This is a genomic window from Bacillus sp. 165 (genome assembly GCF_017742235.1).
Lineage (GTDB): Bacteria > Bacillota > Bacilli > Bacillales > Bacillaceae_G > JAGHKQ01.
This window is the reverse complement of sequence record NZ_JAGHKQ010000003.1, coordinates 300,051-320,456: the sequence shown is the minus strand read 5'-3', so window position 1 is coordinate 320,456 and position 20,406 is coordinate 300,051. Positions and strand designations below refer to the sequence as shown.

Genomic DNA, 20,406 nt, shown 5'->3' with positions numbered 1-20,406 from the left:
ATAAAGCTATTATTACTAAACGGTACAAGTTATTTGGAGGGATATTAGTAAGAATTTTCTGGATAAACACTTGTGTTCTAAAAAATTAGAACGTAAAAAAATTTAGAATGATAAAGGAGGAGTGGTATGTATATAGGAGAAAATGAATTAGTAATTTCAGCCGATCAACAGAAGCTGATCGCAAATGCTCTGCGCATTAAAATTGTGCATCTTTTACAGGCAGAGGCGTTAACTGCAAAGCAGGTTGCTGTGCGACTTAACAAAACACCGGGAAGCGTCCATTATCATATCCAACTGCTGTATAAAGGCGGCATCATTGACCTGGTAGAAACGAAAGAAAACAGCGGTATTATTGAAAAATATTACAAAGCAAAAGCAACGCGATTTGTTGTACAGCAGGAGAAAAGAAACAATGCCTTTAATGCGAATGTTGCCACCCACCTTATGCTAAGTGAGTCAGAAAGACAACAATTCTTATGGGAACTGGAGCAATTATTGCTCAGATGGGAGAATATGGATCAAAGTGATAACATAGTCCGCACAGAGTATTCTGTATCTTGCGGTATAAAAAAGGAGATGGAATATGACAAATGAGCTATACTTAAAACAACGTAAAAACCAGGCTTGCTGTTATCCGGGATTGGGATATCCACTTTAGGAGATTTTATATATCTCGTAGCGCTTAACATTATGGTACTCAACCAAACCGGTTCTCCGGCAGCAGTAGCCGGCCTATGGATTATAAGCCCAATTGCAGCTATATGTACGAAATTTTGGGCTGGAAGCTTAATTGATCGAATGAATAAGCGCAAATTCATGATCATTATGGATATAATTCGAGCAGTATTAGTAGGATCCATTCCATTTATTTTATCATCATCGCTTTGGGGGCTGTACATTTGTCTCTTTTTGATAGGTATGGCGAGTTCTGTCTTCAATCCGGCATCCTCTACATACATTACAATGTTTGTTCCGCGTGAGAATAGAAAACAGTTCAATTCGTTTCAAAGCTTACTAACAACAGGGTCGTTAGTAGTGGGTCCTGCCATTGCGGGTCTTTTACTTGTTTATAGCTCTACGAATATAGCAATCTATTGTAATGCGATATCCTTTTTAGCATCGGCTATTATTATCAGCTTTTTGCCTAATATTGAAAATCCTTCTGAACCTTCTGCGTCTGCGAAAACACTTAACTTGTTTCGTACATTACGGACAGACTGGAAACTTGTATTTCAATTTGCTGCGCGTGTAAAAGGCTTTATAACTATTTATATCTTGTTTCAAGCTGCAATAATAGTTGGAATGGCTCTAGATTCACAAGAGGTGGTGTTCACCCGGGAGGTTATCGGTCTTAAAGAATCTCAATACAGTCTATTGGTTAGTATAACAGGAGGCGGCTATGTAGCAGGTTCTTTAATAGTGTCTCTGTTTCATAAATATATGAAAACGAAATATATGATTGGTCTCGGTATGCTGGTCATGTCAATAGGGTTTCTTATATATGCTTTTTCTACGACTTTTTTTATAGCAGCACTCGGATTTGTACTACTAGGAATGTTTTCATCGGTAGCAAACACCGGCTTTATGACCATGTATCAAAATAATATTCCAACTGAAATGATGGGACGTGTAGGGAGTGTATTTGGATTATTCCAAAGCATCCTGCAAGTCATGGTGACATTAATTATTGGATTCTCCGGTCAAATTGCCAATATACATACAACAATAGTAATCGGTGTGATATGCATCGTAGGGATTTCAATTTTATTATGCATGTGCACGCTTGTATTCCAAGAAGAGGTGTTTGATGAAAAACAAATAGTGAAGTCAGAATCCATTCGAGTAGATGCTTAGGTATGTGAGGTAAGGAAATTTACGGAGTAATATTCATAGAAAACATGGACATCTTTATGAAAGATAGTCTATGTTTTTTACTTTTATAAACCAAGTTAGCATCAGTAAATAGCCAATAATAGGAGAAGCACCATATCCCATCAACGGGACAGGGAAGTTTCCAAACCATGTTGAAATAAAGATTAGAATATTGAAATGTTTTTTTACCTTTCTCAAAGCGTATAGTTAACTTATTCAGTCTATCACTTTTTTACACTTTTTATTTTTCAATTTGGAAGAGTGGGGATGTTGAATAGAATAAAGAAAATTCAAAATAGATTGACAAATAAACTTCTTCATCATATAATAGCTAGCAATAAAAGCACACAAATTCGTTGACGAGAACAAGTAAGTCGTAACGCTGTTCCCCAGAGAGCCGGTGTCAGCTGCAAGCCGGTGTTCAGTGTATGACCGAATATCCTCTCTGAGAAGTCAAGCTGAAATCGAGTAAGCTTGAACGGGGGTCTACCGTTAAAAGGAACGCGTATGTTAGTACGCTAGCTAAGTGCTATTGATGAACGGATAGGATTCAATAGAATTAGGGTGGTATCGCGGTTGAACCCGTCCCTTTTTACAGGGGCGGGTTTTTTGTGTGTTTTTAAATGTGAAAAGGAGTGGTATCACGTGAAAGAGGTTAATGTCAAAGAATCTGCGACAAATCGGGAGCATAGAATTCAAAAGCAGTGGATTGAGCATCAGACATTCCAGCAATCCATTGCAAACCGAGAAGGAAAGCCTACTTTTGTTTTCTATGAAGGTCCTCCCACTGCAAACGGGCTGCCTCATGTAGGGCATGCATTAGGGCGTACGATTAAAGATGTTGTAGCCAGGTATAAAACGATGGCTGGCTATCAAGTACTGCGAAAAGCTGGCTGGGACACACATGGATTGCCAGTGGAGCTAGGCGTAGAAAAGCAGCTTGGCATTTCTGGAAAGCATGAAATCGAACAGTACGGTGTAGAAGCTTTTATTAAGAAATGCAAGGACAGTGTGTTTACGTATGAGAAACAGTGGCGCAATTTTACAGAACAAATCGGGTATTGGGTTGATATGGAACATTCATATATCACATTGAATAACTCTTATATCGAAAGTGTATGGCATATTCTCAGTACAATTCATGAAAAGGGATTATTATACAAGGGGCATCGTGTTTCACCATATTGCCCGAGCTGCCAAACATCATTAAGCTCACATGAGGTTGCTCAAGGCTATAAAACAGTAAAGGATATAACAGCAACAGTTAAATTTAAAAGAAAGGACCGGGATAACGAATATTTTCTCGGCTGGACGACAACACCTTGGACTCTGCCAGCCAACGTGACATTGGCGGTACATCCAGATATGAAGTATGTGAGGGTGCAGCAGGGAGAGGAAATTTATGTTGTAGCAGAAGCATTGGTAGAAAGTGTACTGAAAGACTATACAGTGCTTTCTGTTCATAGAGGAGAAGAATTAAAGGGAATAGAATATGTACCACCATTTGCATGTGTCTTTGTGGAGCATGGTCATAAGGTAGTAATGGCAGACTATGTCACAGACATAAGCGGAACCGGAATCGTTCATATCGCTCCAGCTTATGGAGAAGATGACTATAAGACGGTAAAGGAAAATGGATTTTCATTTGTTAATGTTGTGGATGAAAAAGGACAATACACCTCACAAGTTCCTATGTTTGAAGGGCGGTTCGTAAAAGACTGTGATGTGGATGTGGTACGATATTTAGCAGGAAATGGATTGCTTTATCATAAAGAAAAATATGAGCATAGCTATCCGCATTGCTGGCGCTGTGATTCACCACTTCTGTATTATGCGAGTGAAAGCTGGTTCATCCAAACAACTGCAATAAAGGAAAAATTGTTACAAAATAACGAAGAAGTAACGTGGCACCCGGAACATATTAAATCCGGCCGGTTCGGCAATTTTCTTGAGCAGCTGGTGGACTGGAATATCAGTCGCAAGCGGTATTGGGGAACGCCGCTCAATATATGGCAATGTGAAAGCTGTCATCATGAATATGCGCCCAAGAGTGTTATGCAATTGCAGAGCCGAGCTCTTCAAGCGTTAGATTCTAATTTAGATTTACACAAGCCATATGTTGATGAAGTTAAACTGCATTGCTCAAAATGTGGTGGGATAATGGTGCGTACACCGGAAGTAATCGATGTTTGGTTCGATAGCGGCTCTATGCCATTTGCGCAATATCATTATCCGTTTGAAAACAAAGAGCTATTTGAAAAGCAATTTCCTGCGGATGTAATTGCAGAAGGAATTGACCAGACGCGCGGATGGTTTTACAGTTTACTTGCTGTATCTACATTATTTACAGGAAAAGTACCGTACAAACGAGTATTATCTCTTGGCCATATTTTAGATGAGCACGGTCAAAAAATGTCTAAAAGCAAAGGGAATGCATTAGATCCTATTCAGCTTATGCAGACATTTGGTGCGGATGCGTTACGCTGGGCATTATTAGCGGACAGTGCACCGTGGAATCCAAAGCGATTCTCGGCACGTGTAGTGCAAGAAGCAAAATCAAAGCTTGTTGATACATTAGTCAACATACACGGATTCTACGTGTTATACGCTAAGTTGGATGGATACGACCCAAAACACCCATATGAGGTAAATAGAACGATAATGGACAGTTGGGTTTTATCTCGTTTGCATAGTACGGTAAAAGAAGTGCGCCATCAATTAGAAGAGTATCAATTTACAAATGCCGCCCGTGAAATTGTAAGGTTAGTCGAGGAAGTAAGTAATTGGTATGTACGTCGATCCCGCGAGCGTTTTTGGGCAGCAGACATGAGTCCTGAAAAAGCAGCCGCATACAACACATTGCATGAAGTGCTCGTAACAATCAGCCAATTGCTTGCACCGTTTACTCCATTTTTGGCGGAGGATATTTATTCCAATTTAGAAAATGGTAGCGTTCACCTTACTGATTACCCAGTGTATGATGAATCTGCAATAAATAGCAGCTTAGAGTATGAAATGGAAGCTGTCTTGCAGGTGGTTGAACTTGGTAGAAATATTAGGAATACAGAATCGTTAAAAGTGAAACAGCCGTTGGCAAGTTTGTCGTTGTTAAGCGAAGAAACAATAGAGTGGAGTAAGTACGAAGATATCATCAGAGATGAATTAAACATAAAAGGAGTGCAAGTGAAAAACAATGATCAAGAATTTATATTGTATAAATTGAAGCTAAATTTTAAAAAAGTGGGGGCAAAATTAGGAAAGCAAGCGAATTATGTGCATAAATACTTACAGCAGTTATCAAATGCCAAAGCTAAGAAGTTTATAGAACAAGGAACAGAAACACTTGAGATGCTGTCAGGTGAAACGGTAGTACTCACCGTAGAAGACGTATTCGTAGAAAAAATACCGAAAGCAGGGTTTGCAGCAGCATCAAATGGAGGCTATACAGTTATATTGGACGTTACCTTAACAAAAGAGCTGTTGCAGGAAGGAGTAGCTCGCGAGTTTATCCGCGCGATTCAGGAATACCGCAAGAAATTGGATTTATCAGTAAACACACGCGTCAATATAACAATATGCGGTGATAGGGATGTTATTGAAGCAATTGAACGATTCCAAGTGTTGTTGAAAGAAAATGTATTAATGAAGAAGCTGGAAATCCAAGAGCACTTATCCAATGCCGAAGAAGTAAAGATAGGGAAAAACAGTATTTTTATAAATCTCACACCTGTACAATGAAAATAAGTTGGGGCATTTTGATGCCCCGACTTATTTTACCTTGTCTCATGTAGGGATATCGACGGAATATAGAAAATATCGGCAAGTTGTACAGGGATATCGACGGAATTCAGAATAAATGGGCAAACCCCTAGGCGAAATCAGCAAAACTGAAAATATATCGGCACTACGATAAATATAAATTACTATTATAAAATTTCATATACCGTAATATAAGTAGATAACTTCATAAGCATGATATTCTACAACAATCAATTCAAGAAGCTTGACATTTTGTAAAAAATAAAAGCCCCTCAGCGAGTGAAAGGCTTTTATTTTTTACCGTTTCCTTGATCTTCATCCACAGCGATTACCTCTTGTTCTTCATGAAATGGGGATAAGGAGTGACCTGTAATATGGTCAAATGGGGTGTAGTATGCTGTAATTCGTCTTTTTTGTATAAAAACCTTGTAAAATCCGATAAGGGTTAATACCACTATGGCGAGAGGTAAGCCTATTGCAGCTAAATCAAGTGCGTGCATATAATCAACTCCTGTTTTTTTATGAGAAAGAAAATAGCTTCACATTTTATTTTAAAATAAGAGTACCAGGTAGCTACGGAAAAGTATAGGGCAATAGTCCTGATTGATAAAGCGCGAAATACATCTTCATAGCCATGGAAATAAAGATAGTGAAGAAAAAGAATTCCTTTTATACTATGATTAGTATTTATTAAAGGAGGAGATAGCAGTGAAAAAAGTATATCGGAATTTTTTCTTTTATCCAGACATTATCGTTATGGTTATTCTTGTAATCTTTATGCTTAGCTTTCTATTTGTAAATGGGATTACACTCGCACTTACAGCGTTCTATCTTATTGGTCTAATTGTTTTTATATTTAGTGAATACATCACTCATCGGTTTTTGTTTCATCTAAAGCCGCCTAAAAATACTTTTTTTCTAAAGATGTTAAAGCGATTACATTATGACCATCATGCCTATCCGAATGAGCTGCATTTATTATTTCTGCCACTTTGGTACAGCTTGCCTAATTTTATGATTTTAGCAGCTATCTTTTTTTCTATAACAAAATCATTTATAGGCAGTACAGCTTTTGGTGCTGGTTTAATCACAATGCTGCTTATTTACGAATGGAAGCATTATATTGCTCATACTTCCATCAAGCCAAGAACCGCATTAGGAAAATGGTTTAAAAAGCTGCATATTCTTCATCATTATAAAAATGAAAAGTATTGGTTTGGTGTGTCCAACCCATTTGTAGATGTTTTGTTTGGTACATTAAAAAACGAAAAGGATGTAAAAACAAGCCAAACTGCGAAGAATTTGGAGAAGAGGACATAAAGAAAGTGATGAATATAATATACAAAAAATAATTTTCAGATTTTTATAAAAATTCATAAAATATACTTTACAATGAAAGCGCTTTCTGTTATGATGATTATGGGTTGGATAGCACGCGTGGCTATCGAGGTATGCAGCGTAGGTGGGGCTGGTACCACAAGAGGAAAGGGATGGTTATTCGGTTTTGTTGTATGTAAAGTAATTTTTATTCAAAATGCATATTTTAAATATAAAGCTATGGATATATATAATTAGTAAAAGGTGTCCATATACTGTGAAATTATGAAAAAGAGTGAAGTTCTTATAGAGTGACTTCACTCTTTTTATCGTTGGGACAAAAGAGAATTGTAAAAAATACAAATAATGTTTTTGTTTGTAATTTTATTCGAAATCTTGTTGTAGACCAAATCTGCAGGTGATATAGTGGTGCTAATATATTCAAGTATTTACAGTAACATACATATCAGCTATAGGAGTGGGGAGAGTTATGTCGTCAGTGAAATCAACATTAATGCAAATAATAAAAGACATTCATAGTGAAAATCCGGCAGTAAGGTATAATGCTTTGTCTGAGCTGCAAGATCTGAAGGAAATGGATTTTGAGGTTAATTTATTTCTGTTAGAAAAGCTTATTGAAGAAGCTGCGGCAGTTTTTCCAGAAGCTGTCGGAGAATGGGACGATCCTAGCTTTCATATGATAGATCTTGTAAGTCAATTCATTTATCCAGAATTAATAGAATCCATGAAGTCCCACTTTGATGGCTTTAGCATGTATGCAAAGGAAAGAGCTATTCGATATTTGTGCGAATTTGAAGAGGAAACAGTCCTAGTCCATCTTCTTGATATTTTACGAGGCAATCTTAATAAAAAGGAAATAATTTTACCGTTAGATGTATTGTTTGAACGTCCAGCCTGGGTTGCAAAGATTGTGGAGCAGTTTTATGAATTTCTGAAAGATGAGCGATATAAATTTGATTTTTATAGAATGCTAGCATTTTGCTTAGAGAACAAATACCTGGGTTCGTTGAAACCTGGGTTCGTTCTCCCTGTATTACTACAGGACTATCAAGCTATGAAGAAAACGTATAATGAATATGAGGCTGCTTATCATCCAAAGTATGTTTATGGGAGCTGGAAAGCAACGTATATTCCATTACGTACAAAAATGGAGCTGCTGCTGTCATTGATGGTATTTTATTATAATGAAGAAATCCAAAAAGAAATACAAGAAGCTCTGCTGTTCGCTGATCCTGTTATTAAAACAGCATCTGTAAGTGTATGCTTGCAGAGGGGGATTTCCATCGACGAAAATCATCTTATAGAATGTGCGAGTAATTTGGAAACGTCAGAGACTGTTTATTGGGAGCTGCTAAGGATTAATATGGAAAACCGATTTCCTATCAAGCAAAATAAGCAGCATTACTTTGTGAAAAGCCATTTATTTCATCATGTTTTAGGTCAACAAGAATTTGTTTTGTCCTCTGAAAAAATTGAAATTAAAGAAACTTTGAATATAACAAATTCTTACGGTCAGCCAATTCGTTATTATTTAGTTACATTTATAGATGAAATTGACAGTATCCATGGTGCTTGGGTTGGAGCATATGCTACGGAAGAAGATGAAGATTCTATTTATATGTGGGATGGTACATATGTAATCGAGGAGAACTTTCATGACTATTCTGTGGAAGGACATATACAGCGTTTTATGGAGCAGCGCGAAAAAGAAAGAGAGGAAATGCAGTCCTTCGTTCATTATCAACGAAAAATAGGAAATATTTTGATACAAATAAAGGGTGATGAATTCCTGTACTTCGATGGTGAAGAGCAGGTTACCGTGAAATTGCATGAAATCAAACAAATTTCTATTAAAATGGTAAAAACGAAAGGATTTTTATTCAAACGTAATGTACCAACGGTGACCATATGTACCCGTTATAATGAAAGTGTAATTACGTTCCCTGTTGAATATATAGATTATGATGAGTTTGCACAAACGATGGAGGAACTTACAAGACATTTAGAGGATTATCCATATATTGAGAGGATAAAAGAATAAGAAGGTTTGTTACATTCTAGGATGTGAATGTGAACATCATTAGTTTCGTTAAGAAAAGCATTGGAGACTACTCCGATGCTTTTATGTTATTGACAAAAATAATACAACTATAATAATGGCAGAGGTGAAGAATCAAATGGAAAGGTTACATAAAAATAAACAAAATGTAACCTTTGTTTCATATGAAGAAATCGATTTTTCGATCATACAAAGGTTAAATGAAAAAGAAGGATGGCTTTCTTTTATACAGAGGCAAGAGAATACAAAGTATGCTTGGAAGCACTCTCCTATTGCCTAGGTAGCTGAAGTGGAAGAGAAAGCTATTGGATTTGTTGGGGGACTAACAGACGGAGTAATTAGTTTATATATTTGCGAACTGTTAATATGTGGAGAATATCGAGGGCGTGGAATGGGAAAAGAGCTTTTGCGACTTGTTCATTCGTTATATCCGAAAACACGTATGGGAATGCTGGCCTCAAGCAGCTCTCACACATACTATATCTCTCTTGGATTTTGAAAGACAAAAGAGGAGGGGAGTATATGAAAATAAGTGAAACGAGAGATTGTGAAATACTTTCGGTTTTAAGTCAGGGTGTACAAGAACTGCATGTGCAGTTATATCCGGACTATTTTAAAGAATATGACTACAATGTAGTAAAAGAGTTTTTTGAAAGTATGGTGAATAATCCTAATTTTATCTTTTTATTATTAGAGGATGAAAGTCGATATTTTGGCTATGCAATGATTGAAATAAAGCGGTATCAAGAAAATCCATTTAAGAAAGCCTATCAGTCACTTTATATACATCAATTCAGTATAGTGGATTCTTATAGAAAAAAAGGATATGGTTCGAAAATTATGGAGAAAATCGAAGAAATTGCCAATGCTAAGAAGATACGGAAACTCGAACTGGATTATTGGTGTGCCAATACAATAGCGAAAGAATTTTATAGAAAATGCGGATTTATCACATGCCGTGAATTTGTATATAAAATTATCTGATCGCTTCAATAACAACAAGAGTAGTCAGATAGGATACATATAATACCACTCATTATTTTGGACCAAACTGTAAAGGAGTACAATCTCATACTGTAAAGATTATGTTAAGTTTTAGAGTATACTGTTGAACAGGTAAGAAATTACAGTGTAAGTTTATATGAAAAACAGGAGATAAAGTATGAGTAAGACACAATTAACTCAAAAGCTAAAAGCGTTATTCGAAATCCTTTTTGTTTCCACGAAGCTCGGCATTACATCCTTTGGTGGTCCTATTGCTCATTTAGGATATTTTTATGAGGAGTATGTCCAAAGGAGAAAATGGATGGATGAACGCAGTTATGCAGATTTAGTAGCATTATGTCAATTTTTACCCGGTCCGGCGAGCAGTCAAGTAGGTATTGGAATTGGAGTGATGCGCGCGGGAGTATTAGGAGGTATTGCGGCATTTATCGGATTTACGCTTCCTTCTGTTATCGCACTCATTTTGTTTGCTGGGGTTCTGCAAGGTGCGGATATTAGTAATGCCGGTTGGATTCACGGCTTGAAAATCGTTGCAGTGACGATAGTGGCACATGCTATTTTAGGAATGGCAGAAAAGCTTACACCTGACATACAAAGAAAGTGGATTGCGTTGTGTACACTCATTTGTACAGTGATATGGCAAACGACCTATATGCAAATAGGGGTAATTATGGCATCGGCAGCAGCGGGCTTTCTGATGTTTAAGAAGCAGAAAGGCGAAAATACTCCTAACATGCAGTTTCCAATTTCACGAAGGTTTGCATTTATATGTTTGAGCATTTTTTTTGTATTGCTTGTTCTTTTACCAGTTTTACGGGAGAATACTTCTTTGCAGTGGGTGGCTTTGTTTGACAACTTTTATCGATCCGGTTCCTTAGTGTTTGGAGGAGGACATGTTGTGCTACCCTTGCTTGAGCGTGAATTTGTTCCAAGCGGCTGGCTGAATGAGGAGACTTTTCTTGCCGGATATGGCGCTGTACAAGCTGTACCAGGACCATTATTTACCTTTGCTGCGTATATTGGAGCAGTCATAAACGGCTGGCAGGGTGGCTTAGTTGCCACTGTGGCTATATTTCTTCCTGCATTTTTACTTCTTTTCGGTACATTGCCATTTTGGAACACCATGCGTCACAGTTCCAGCATGAAAGGGATGGTGATGGGAGTAAATGCAGCAGTAGTGGGGATTTTGATTGCGGCATTTTATCAGCCGATTTGGACAAGTGCTATTTTGCTGCCCATCGATTTTGCCTTTGCATCTTTATTATTCACTATGCTTGCGTATGTGAAATTACCACCTTGGATTATTGTCGTAATTGGATCTGCCGGAGGCGCATTACTAACTCTTGTATAATGTGCTGCAATCGTGTTTTGGAGAGAATGAATTGTGGTAGAAACAGGAACAATAGCAATAACAAATAGAGAAAGGCAGGCAATATATGAGAGGTCTAATTATTGGCTTATTAGCTATTCTAGTATTGGATATTATCATGTATTTTTATTTGAAGCGAAAAGAAGGGAAAGAAAAAGCATTGAAAATGACGGTTTTTGGAATAATAGCTACGTTGGTTCTCGGAGTGACAATTGCAATGACAATGCTGTAATAACGCAAAAAAGATGGTATGCTACCATCTTTTTTGCGTTATTACCTTAATCGGCAATCATTTGATAAATAAAATAAATAATTGAAATAAAACTTGCGATGAAGAATAGAGTGTTTAGCTCCATTAGAACCCTCCTCATAAGAAAGCCTATAACTATATTACCAAATTTTGTCCAATCTGTGAATTTTTAATCTGAAAATTTAGTTAATTTTAACGAAAACGTAATAGTTTTTTAGAAGAATATTTTGTATAATCAAAATATAATCTAGAAAAGAAGATACACCTGTATAGACTAATATGTACTGGTACACGCTGAAAGGAAGATTTGTAATGCCTGCATGGATAAAGAAAACACTCGTAGCCTTAATCACAGTATTTACATTTGGACTCGTTACACCGCCTTCGGTATTGCTCGATACAAGCTCTAAAGCAGACCGACCGACAAGACAAAGCTTAGAGAAAATGGATGAAGAGCAGCAAACAGAAGAAGAATCTGCCGATATACCGGAGATAACACCGGAGGATTTTATCTCTTATGCCGTAGAAGAAGCAGAGAAACAATCCATGATTAAGTTTGGTTCAAAAATTGGTCCGGTTATTGAAAAGGAATTCAAGAGTACTATCCTGCCTCGTATTGAAGATACCTTAGCAGCTTTTACGGAGGCACTTCCTTCTGAAACGGTTCAGCATCTAGCTGTATCACCAAAGCCGAAGGGTGGAGAAAACGAAAAAATATTTCATGTATACAATTCGGAAAGCGGAAAAGATTTACTGCGTTTTCATGTAAGACGTGATAATCCTCCTAAAGATGGATACTATTTTAATTTTCATTATCACTCTACAGAGGATAACTTTTTAGCTCATAACGATTTAGGGAAAATATATTGGAGTAAAAATAAACCGCCGCAATGGCTATCGTAAAATAGGACAAGCAAAGCTTGCCCTATTTTTTTATCCGCATACTGGAAAGGATATGCTAAAATGGATGGGATACTATACATAGAAAGCTGGTGAAGTATGCGTCAATATTTAGAGCTGTGCAAACATATTTTGGAAAATGGTGTTACAAAAGAAGATCGAACAGGAACGGGAACGATCAGCACATTTGGGTATCAAATGCGTTTTGATTTAAGTGAAGGATTTCCTCTTGTAACTACAAAAAAGCTTCATTTAAAATCCATCATTCACGAGCTGCTTTGGTTTTTAAAAGGAGATACAAATGTTAAGTATTTACAGGATAATGGAGTGCGCATTTGGAATGAATGGGCAGATGAAAATGGGGAATTGGGTCCCGTATACGGTCATCAATGGCGTTCTTGGCCAGCTAAGGATGGCAAAACTATCGATCAAATTTCTAATTTAATTAATCAAATTAAACACAATCCCGACTCTCGGCGTCTCATCGTCTCTGCATGGAATGTAGCGGATGTTGAAAATATGGCACTCCCGCCTTGTCATTGCTTGTTCCAGTTTTATGTAGCAAACGGGAAGCTGTCTTGCCAACTCTATCAAAGATCAGCGGACGTATTTTTAGGTGTACCATTTAATATTGCGTCTTACGCTTTATTAACGATGATGATTGCACAGGTATGTGATCTAGAGCCAGGTGAATTTATTCATACATTTGGAGATGTCCATATTTATACCAATCATTTAGAGCAAGTTAAGCTACAGCTTTCCCGTGAACCAAAACCGTTGCCGACGATGAAAGTCAATTCTGAGGTAACGTCTATTTTTGATTTCCAATATGAAGACTTCATCCTTGAAAATTATGAAGCACATCCGCATATAAAAGGAGTTGTCAGTGTATGATTTCATTGATTTGGGCAATGGACGACAATTGCACAATCGGTAAAAATAATGATTTACCTTGGCGCCTTCCAGCTGATTTGGGATATTTTAAAAAGGTGACATATGGTCATCCCGTAGTAATGGGGCGTAAAACATATGAGTCAATCGGTAAGCCGTTGCCGGGACGTGAAAATATTGTTGTCACAAGAAATAAGGAGTATCAGCCGGAAGGTGTGACTGTTGTTCACTCGTTAGAAGAAGTACAGGCACAAGAGAAAGACGTGTTCGTAATTGGAGGAGCGCAGCTTTATAAACAAGCTCTGCCTTTAGCTGATCGGTTGTATGTAACACACATTCATGAAGTATTTGAAGGAGATACGTATTTTCCACAGTTTGAAAAAGAAGAGTGGCAGGTTATTACACAAGAACAAGGCATACGAGATGAAAAAAATCCGTATGATTATGAGTTTGTGGTATATGAGAGACAAAAATAACTAAAAAACCGTTCGTTTGAACGGTTTTTTTAAAATAATATACTTACTTATTGACAGTAAGTATATTATTTTATATACTTACTTACGTAATGTAAGTTATTGATAAATAGAAACCAGATTAAAATAATAAAATTTGAGGAACAAGGGAGAGACTATTTATGAACAAAGTATTATTTATTACAGCGAATCCAAATTCGGCAGACAACTCTTTCGGTTTAGCAGTAGGTCAAGAATTTGTGAATGCATACAAACAAGCATATCCAACTGATGAAGTGATAACCATTGATTTATTTGAAGCGAACATACCGATGATTGACGGTGAAGTGTTAGATGCATGGGGAAAATTAGCTGCGGGCACTGTGTTTACGGACCTAAGTCAAAGTCAACAAGAAAAAGTGAGCGCTATGGGTGCAAATTTAGAGCAATTCATGGAAGCAGACCGTTATGTGTTCGTGACACCAATGTGGAACTTTAGCTACCCGCCGATTGTAAAAGCGTATATCGACAATTTAGCAGTAGCAGGTAAAACATTTAAGTATACAGAAAATGGACCTGTCGGCTTGCTTGAAGGAAAAAAAGCGGTTCATATCCAAGCAACTGGCGGCATCTATTCTGAGGGACCTGCAGCAGCTATGGACTTTGGTCATAATCACATAAAAGCAGTTCTTGCATTTTTAGGCGTCCAAGATGTAGAGTTGCTTGCAGTAGAAGGAATGGCTGCAATGCCGCAACGATCTGGCGAAATTAAAGCTGTGGCAATGGAAAAAGCGAAGGAAATGGCTGTTCGATTCGGAAAAGAAACTGTAACAGCATAAGAATAGTAGTTTATAAAAACCTAAGTCGAACAGGGCTTAGGTTTTTATATGTTCATTATAATATCTCCATAGCATACTGTTTTCTCTTTAAAATTGTTGTGTATTTGAAAAACTCCTTTCATTTTTTTCCTTGTCTTCGGTATAATGAAGGTTGAATGAGAGAAAAGTGGAGGAATTCTATGTTTCGTACTATTTATGCAGCATTTAAAATTATTCTGTTAGTGTTAGGCACATATGCACCCTTACAGAAAATCAAAAAATTGCCGGCTTCGATGTCACCACAAGAAAAGGATATGTTAATTCATAAAACGCCTGATTCTTTTGGGAAAGGCATGATGAAGGCAGCGGGTGCAAAAGTTGAAGTAGAAGGAATCGAACATATTCCGACAGATCGTGCGGTCCTTTTCGTATCCAATCACCAAAGCAATTTTGACATCCCGCTGCTTATGGGCTATTTGCAAAAACCGATTGGCTTTATTGCAAAGGCTGAACTTCAGAAGCTGCCGCTTGTTGCGGAGTGGATGACTTTCATGAATTCTATCTTTATGAATCGCAGTGACCGCAGACAATCATTGCAAGCCATTAAGGATGGGATTGAGCTTTTAAAGAATGGTCATTCATTAGTCATTTTCCCGGAAGGAACAAGAAGTAAAACGAAACAAATGGCAGAGTTTAAAACAGGAAGCTTTCATCTTGCTGTAAAATCGGGTGTCCCAATTGTACCAGTGACAATCAATGGTACCTATAACCTGCTTGAAGCAAATGGAAACCGAATCAAGCCTGCTCATGTTAAGCTTACTGTTTCTCCACCCATTTATGAAGAGCAATATAAAGAGATGGAGTTAAAAGATTTGGCTAAGTACACGCAAGATCTCATTGCTTCGAAAATGTAATCATTTCGGCCTAAATGAGGGAGAACATTGCCAATGTGGATACTTCTCGTTTGTAACGGCAACGTTTATCAACATAGAGAAAATAAAAGAAGTAAGTCATCTGCTTAAAGTAGATGGCCTGCTTCTTTTCTCTTTACAACATTGTTTCGGTGCGAGCTTTTGATTTGTAATATGTAAAAAATTACAATTTCATGTCTGTATTTTATTGGAAAAGTATAGACTACTAACATACTATGGAACCGAAAAGTAACAGATTACAGAGCGGTGAAATGGTGAACATTACATCAAAGAGAGGGCTACTATGCTTACTATAATTCAAAATGGAGAAGTATTTTCTCCCTCCTATTTAGGAAAGAAGGACATACTTCTTGTTGGCGATAAAATCGGCTGCATACGCGATTCTATTGATGTACCAACTAATTTTGTAGATATAAATGTAATAGATGCTTCGGATAAATACGTTGTGCCCGGCTTTTTAGATGCCCATGTCCATATTATTGGAGGCGGAGGAGAAGGTGGCTTTCATACAAGAACACCGGAATTGAATTTAACGGACGCAACCACCGCTGGCATTACGACATTAGTAGGGGTGCTAGGAACAGATGGTACAACTAGAACCATGGAAAGTTTATTAGCGAAATCACGTGCACTTGAAGAAGAAGGAATCACTTGTTATATACACACAGGCTCTTATCATATTCCAATAAAAACGCTAACGTCTCGTATCCAAGATGACATAATTTTGATTGATAAAATTATTGGAGTAGGGGAAGTAGCAATTGCAGATCATCGGTCCTCACAGCCTACCTTAGATGAGTTGGTAAAGGTCGCAGCGGCAGCTCGCAATGGCGGGATCTTATCTGGAAAAGCAGGAGTGATAGAGATTCATGTTGGGGATGGGGATGAAAAGCTAACTTTGCTTGAACAAATTATCGATCAAACAGAGCTCCCGATTCGTCAATTTCACCCAACCCATATTAATCGAAATGAAGAACTGTTCCAAGCAGGTATTCGGTATGCTAAACGGGGAGGCTATGTAGATTTGACAACGAGTACCATCCCCCAGTTTTTAGCAGAAGGGGAAGTGAAATGCAGCAAGGGGCTGCGTCTGATGCTAGAGCAAGGCGTACCAATTGGATGTATTACTTTCAGTTCGGATGGACAAGCGAGTTTGCCGGCGTTCAATAAAGAAGGAGAATTTACAGGGCTGCAGGTTGGCAAGGTCGCATCGTTGTATGAGGCGGTAAGGGAAGCGGTGCTTGAAGAGAATATTTCAATGGAAACTGCCTTGCAGGTGATTACATCAAACCCTGCTCAAGTGCTTCGTCTTACACAAAAAGGACAGATCCAAGAAGGAAAAGATGGGGATATAGTTTTGCTCGATAAACAAAGTCTACACATTCAAACTGTGATTGCAAAAGGAAATGTTATGGTAGAAAATCAAAGTATCCTTGTAAAGGGGACTTTTGAATAAGGTGCAAAAGGGGTATATTCATGTTTCATTTATTAAAAGGAATGGCAATTGGATTTTCACTTGCAGTACCGATAGGACCTATGGCCTTAATTTGTATTCAAAGGACGTTGCTACGAGGGTTTCGACATGGCTTTTCTTCAGGGCTTGGAATTGCAAGCGCAGATACTCTGTATTGCGGAGTTGCGATGGTAGGAGTGAGCTATGTAGCTCATGTGCTTCTTCACTATACAACAATATTTAAGTGGTTTGGGGTATTGTATTTGCTCATTCTGGGGATAAGAATTTTTATGAAGAAGCCGGAATTTCATCCGGACATGAACAGTGGGAAACTTATTCAATCGTACGGTTCAGTCTTTTTGCTTACGCTTGCGAATCCTTTAGCTATTCTTGCTTTTGCCGGTATTTTTGCTGGGCTTGGGATTAATGCACATCATATTTCACAAAGCAATATTCTATTTACTAGTATAGGTGTATTTTTGGGGTATGCTCTTTGGTGGCTGCTGCTTACAATCATTCTGTCTGGTGTTCGGAATAAAATGAAAGATAAGTATGTAGCGGTAATTAACAAGATATCAGGGTCGCTGGTTGTGGGCTTTGGTTTGCTTATCTTATTCGGGCTCCATTAAAATATAAGCAAATAGTGAAAAAGAAATCTGACGATTTTATAGTGAAATAATAGGTAATAGTTGACGGATGCCGCAATTTTTGACAAAATATATAAAGGAATTGAATTGAAAGAGTGTGGCTATAAAAGCAAAGCTACTCAAGGGGGAAAATATATGTTACCTAACATTGGGTTTCCAGGCTTAATACTAATATTAATTATTGCGTTAGTAGTATTTGGACCGAAAAAACTTCCGGAAATTGGAAGGGCTTTCGGAGAGACATTAAAAGAGTTTAAAAGGTCTACAAATGATTTACGGGATGAAATAATGGACGACAAAGAAAAGAAATAAGAAGCATGAAAGATGTAAGGTCACAATCTTGCATCTTTTTTTGAGGAGAAAACAGGGGAAATGTGGTGAAAACATGAATAATCAAGAAATGAGTGTAATAGAACATCTAGGCGAGCTGCGAAAACGCTTAATTATAACCATCCTTATCTTCTTTTTCTTTCTAATTATTGGTTTTGTATATACAAAAGATATCTATTCTTTTATTGTCAAAGATTTGGAGGTGAAGCTGACAGTTCTTGGACCGAGTGATATTTTATGGATTTATTTTATTATTGCAACAGTGTTTTCCATTGTATGTACGATCCCGTTTGCAGCATTTCAGATTTGGCTGTTTGTAAAACCAGCACTGCAGCCAAATGAACAAAAAATGACTATTCTTTATGTACCTGCGTTGTTCATTTTATTTGCAGGCGGCCTTTGTTTTGGTTACTTTATCATCATGCCGTTAATCTTTCGTTTTTTGGTTAGTATTGGCGATGAAATGTTTCAAACCATGTTTACAACGGAAAAATATTTTCAATTTGTAATGAATATGACTCTTCCGTTTGCGGTGCTTTTTGAACTTCCAGTAATTGCAATGTTTTTGACGAGTATTGGTATATTGAACCCGATTGTATTGCGAAAAATGAGAAGATATGCATACTTTATCTTAATTGTGATTGCGGTTATGGTTACGCCTCCGGATTTTATTTCGGACTTTTCGGTCGCGCTGCCTCTATTATTTATATACGAATTAAGTATTTCTTTGTCCAGTATTGTTTATAAACGTAGATTAAAAAGAGAAAGAGAACATATGAATGATAGTGTCTAGCATTTTGCTGGGCACTTTTTTATTTTCTTTGTTATACTATGAATGGAAGCGCATACAATAAAAAGAATGGGCGAAAATTTTCTTTATGGACCACCTAAATTTAGACAAACTTTTCAACTAGTTCAAACTATAATTAAAAATAAATCCAAAAAAGAGGATTGATATTTGTGATTATGAAAAGCTTCTATTTCACTCATCAAAATGGAAAATGCGTTAAGATCGTGGATATCCCCGTTTTACAGAAAGCTGATCCGTTAGCATATCAGCTAAAAATGCGTCTTCAATTGTTTGTCTCCAAAATTCAAAAACATCATCATCCAAGGCAAATTTACTCATTTCGAGATTATTTACGAAGCTGTTTAAAATGGACTGACTATTCTAAAGTATATGAAGGAAATACATTGGAACAAAATGCATAAGCATCATAAAAACAGGAATACAGCCATAGCGTGTTCCTGTTTTTATGTGGATTGATTTTGAATGAAAATGAATGAAATAACCAAATCTAAAAAAGAACGGCAGAAGCTTTTTATGAAAAATACGCTTTTTGTCGAAAAAACAAAAGTCGTAGTTGAAAGCACTATAAATGCTAGTATAATATCTAGGAGAGTATTTTTTAGGGAAGAAGTGAAAGCATGCAAAAGATAAAAATAGTAACAGATTCAACAGTAGATTTATCCTCAGATATTTTGAATAAATATGATATTCATGTAATACCTCTTTCCATTTTTATCGATGGAGAAACCTATTTAGATCGTGTGGACCTCTCTCCTGATGAATTTATCGATAAAATGCTGCAAGCGGTAGAGTTGCCAAAAACGTCACAGCCTGCTGTCGGAGCATTTATAGATATGTATAATAAGCTTGGAGAAGATGGAAGCGAAGTTATTTCCATTCATATGACAGGAGGTATGAGTGGAACAGTATCTACAGCCCGCAGTGCGGCTGATATGACCGACACAAAGGTAACGGTAATTGACTCTATGTTCATTTCTCATGCTTTATCTTTTCAAGTAATTGAAGCAGCCAAAATGGCAAAAGAAGGACGTACAGTTGAGGAAATTATAAAACGATTAGACATAGTACGTGCCAATACATACTTATATGTTGTTGTAGATACACTTGATAACTTGGTAAAGGGCGGTCGTATCGGAAGAGGAAAGGCGTTAATAGGCTCTCTATTAAATATTAAGCCGATTGCTAGCTTGGCAGACGGGGTCTATACACCAGTGGCGAAAGTTAGAAGTCAAAATCAAGTTGTTAAAACATTAGCTAAATATTTTGAAGAAGAAACGGCTGGTAAGACAGTAAAAGCCGTTGGGATTGCAAATGTAAGAGCAATACCCTTAGCTCAATCAATAAAGGGAAGAGTTGAAGAAATAAGTGGTTTCCAGGGTACAGAAATTTATGATACTTGTCCGATTATCAGTACTCATACAGGTGTTGGTGCTATCGGCTTTATGTATTTTGCAGAATAATGTGTGAAGACTACGGATTGAATAGCCGTAGTCTTTTTTATTTTTAATATTATACTTCAA

At 37.2% G+C, this 20,406-nt stretch carries 22 protein-coding genes and 1 other annotated feature; of the genes, 21 read left to right on the top strand and 1 reads right to left on the bottom strand.

All coding sequences use genetic code 11. The features are described 5' to 3' along the window. Positions 1-132: 132 nt before the first annotated feature. From J7Q84_RS06540 to ileS, 3 genes are all read left to right on the top strand, one after another. A complete protein-coding gene (locus J7Q84_RS06540; RefSeq protein ID WP_209093910.1) occupies positions 133-594 on the top strand; it encodes an ArsR/SmtB family transcription factor in 462 nt (153 codons plus the stop codon). A 30-nt stretch (positions 595-624) separates the two neighbouring features. Continuing rightward, the gene (locus J7Q84_RS06535; protein WP_209093721.1) at positions 625-1,854 is read left to right on the top strand and encodes an MFS transporter; all 1,230 of its coding nucleotides are present in this window, start codon (positions 625-627) and stop codon (positions 1,852-1,854) included. Positions 1,855-2,219: 365 nt separating this feature from the next. Beyond that, positions 2,220-2,465, top strand: a binding site (T-box leader). A gap of 52 nt (positions 2,466-2,517) precedes the next feature. Next, positions 2,518-5,610: an isoleucine--tRNA ligase gene (ileS, locus tag J7Q84_RS06530; RefSeq protein WP_209093720.1), complete on the top strand. Its 3,093-nt coding sequence runs from the start codon at positions 2,518-2,520 to the stop codon at positions 5,608-5,610. A gap of 311 nt (positions 5,611-5,921) precedes the next feature. Here the strand turns inward: ileS and J7Q84_RS06525 are convergent, their stop codons facing one another. Beyond that, positions 5,922-6,131: a DUF3951 domain-containing protein gene (locus J7Q84_RS06525; protein ID WP_209093719.1), complete on the bottom strand. Its 210-nt coding sequence runs from the start codon at positions 6,129-6,131 to the stop codon at positions 5,922-5,924. A gap of 256 nt (positions 6,132-6,387) precedes the next feature. Between J7Q84_RS06525 and J7Q84_RS06520 the strand changes: the two genes are divergently transcribed. From J7Q84_RS06520 to J7Q84_RS06440, 18 genes are all read left to right on the top strand, one after another. Beyond that, on the top strand, positions 6,388-6,951 hold the full coding sequence (locus J7Q84_RS06520) for a sterol desaturase family protein (RefSeq protein ID WP_209093909.1): 564 nt from the start codon (positions 6,388-6,390) through the stop codon (positions 6,949-6,951). A 487-nt stretch (positions 6,952-7,438) separates the two neighbouring features. After that, positions 7,439-9,010, top strand: a complete 1,572-nt coding sequence (locus tag J7Q84_RS06515) for a hypothetical protein (RefSeq protein ID WP_209093718.1) — start codon at positions 7,439-7,441, stop codon at positions 9,008-9,010. A gap of 136 nt (positions 9,011-9,146) precedes the next feature. Then, the gene (locus tag J7Q84_RS18300) at positions 9,147-9,308 is read left to right on the top strand and encodes a hypothetical protein (protein WP_247739114.1); all 162 of its coding nucleotides are present in this window, start codon (positions 9,147-9,149) and stop codon (positions 9,306-9,308) included. Positions 9,309-9,317: 9 nt separating this feature from the next. Beyond that, the gene (locus tag J7Q84_RS18295) at positions 9,318-9,527 is read left to right on the top strand and encodes a GNAT family N-acetyltransferase (RefSeq protein WP_348519829.1); all 210 of its coding nucleotides are present in this window, start codon (positions 9,318-9,320) and stop codon (positions 9,525-9,527) included. Positions 9,528-9,550: 23 nt separating this feature from the next. Further along, positions 9,551-10,012, top strand: a complete 462-nt coding sequence (locus tag J7Q84_RS06505; RefSeq protein ID WP_209093717.1) for a GNAT family N-acetyltransferase — start codon at positions 9,551-9,553, stop codon at positions 10,010-10,012. A gap of 178 nt (positions 10,013-10,190) precedes the next feature. Further along, positions 10,191-11,384 carry a chromate transporter gene (locus tag J7Q84_RS06500; RefSeq protein WP_209093716.1) on the top strand — a complete coding sequence of 398 codons (1,194 nt, stop codon included), beginning with the start codon at positions 10,191-10,193 and terminating at the stop codon, positions 11,382-11,384. Between the two features lie 85 nt (positions 11,385-11,469). Next, positions 11,470-11,634: a hypothetical protein gene (locus J7Q84_RS06495; RefSeq protein WP_209093715.1), complete on the top strand. Its 165-nt coding sequence runs from the start codon at positions 11,470-11,472 to the stop codon at positions 11,632-11,634. A gap of 330 nt (positions 11,635-11,964) precedes the next feature. Then, positions 11,965-12,555 (top strand): YpjP family protein, encoded by a 591-nt coding sequence (locus tag J7Q84_RS06490; RefSeq protein ID WP_209093714.1) that lies wholly within the window; start codon positions 11,965-11,967, stop codon positions 12,553-12,555. Positions 12,556-12,651: 96 nt separating this feature from the next. Further along, the gene (locus J7Q84_RS06485) at positions 12,652-13,446 is read left to right on the top strand and encodes a thymidylate synthase (RefSeq protein WP_209093713.1); all 795 of its coding nucleotides are present in this window, start codon (positions 12,652-12,654) and stop codon (positions 13,444-13,446) included. Beyond that, the gene (locus J7Q84_RS06480; RefSeq protein WP_209093712.1) at positions 13,443-13,919 is read left to right on the top strand and encodes a dihydrofolate reductase; all 477 of its coding nucleotides are present in this window, start codon (positions 13,443-13,445) and stop codon (positions 13,917-13,919) included. The genes J7Q84_RS06485 and J7Q84_RS06480 overlap by 4 nt, the downstream gene beginning before the upstream one ends. Before the next feature lie 158 nt (positions 13,920-14,077). Further along, a complete protein-coding gene (locus J7Q84_RS06475) occupies positions 14,078-14,734 on the top strand; it encodes an FMN-dependent NADH-azoreductase (protein WP_209093711.1) in 657 nt (218 codons plus the stop codon). 179 nt (positions 14,735-14,913) lie between these two features. Next, a complete protein-coding gene (locus tag J7Q84_RS06470; RefSeq protein ID WP_209093710.1) occupies positions 14,914-15,627 on the top strand; it encodes a lysophospholipid acyltransferase family protein in 714 nt (237 codons plus the stop codon). Between the two features lie 301 nt (positions 15,628-15,928). Next, complete coding sequence (gene iadA / locus J7Q84_RS06465) at positions 15,929-17,101, top strand: beta-aspartyl-peptidase (RefSeq protein ID WP_209093709.1); 1,173 nt, start codon at positions 15,929-15,931, stop codon at positions 17,099-17,101. Positions 17,102-17,121: 20 nt separating this feature from the next. Next, positions 17,122-17,727: a LysE family translocator gene (locus J7Q84_RS06460; protein WP_209093708.1), complete on the top strand. Its 606-nt coding sequence runs from the start codon at positions 17,122-17,124 to the stop codon at positions 17,725-17,727. A 153-nt stretch (positions 17,728-17,880) separates the two neighbouring features. Next, positions 17,881-18,057 (top strand): twin-arginine translocase TatA/TatE family subunit, encoded by a 177-nt coding sequence (locus J7Q84_RS06455; RefSeq protein WP_209093707.1) that lies wholly within the window; start codon positions 17,881-17,883, stop codon positions 18,055-18,057. A gap of 73 nt (positions 18,058-18,130) precedes the next feature. Then, entirely contained in the window at positions 18,131-18,868 is a 738-nt protein-coding gene (gene tatC / locus J7Q84_RS06450) for a twin-arginine translocase subunit TatC (RefSeq protein ID WP_209093706.1), read from the top strand. A gap of 167 nt (positions 18,869-19,035) precedes the next feature. Beyond that, on the top strand, positions 19,036-19,287 hold the full coding sequence (locus tag J7Q84_RS06445) for a DUF2535 family protein (protein WP_209093705.1): 252 nt from the start codon (positions 19,036-19,038) through the stop codon (positions 19,285-19,287). Positions 19,288-19,503: 216 nt separating this feature from the next. After that, positions 19,504-20,346, top strand: coding sequence for a DegV family protein (locus J7Q84_RS06440; protein WP_209093704.1), 843 nt, complete (start codon positions 19,504-19,506; stop codon positions 20,344-20,346). Positions 20,347-20,406 lie beyond the last annotated feature (60 nt).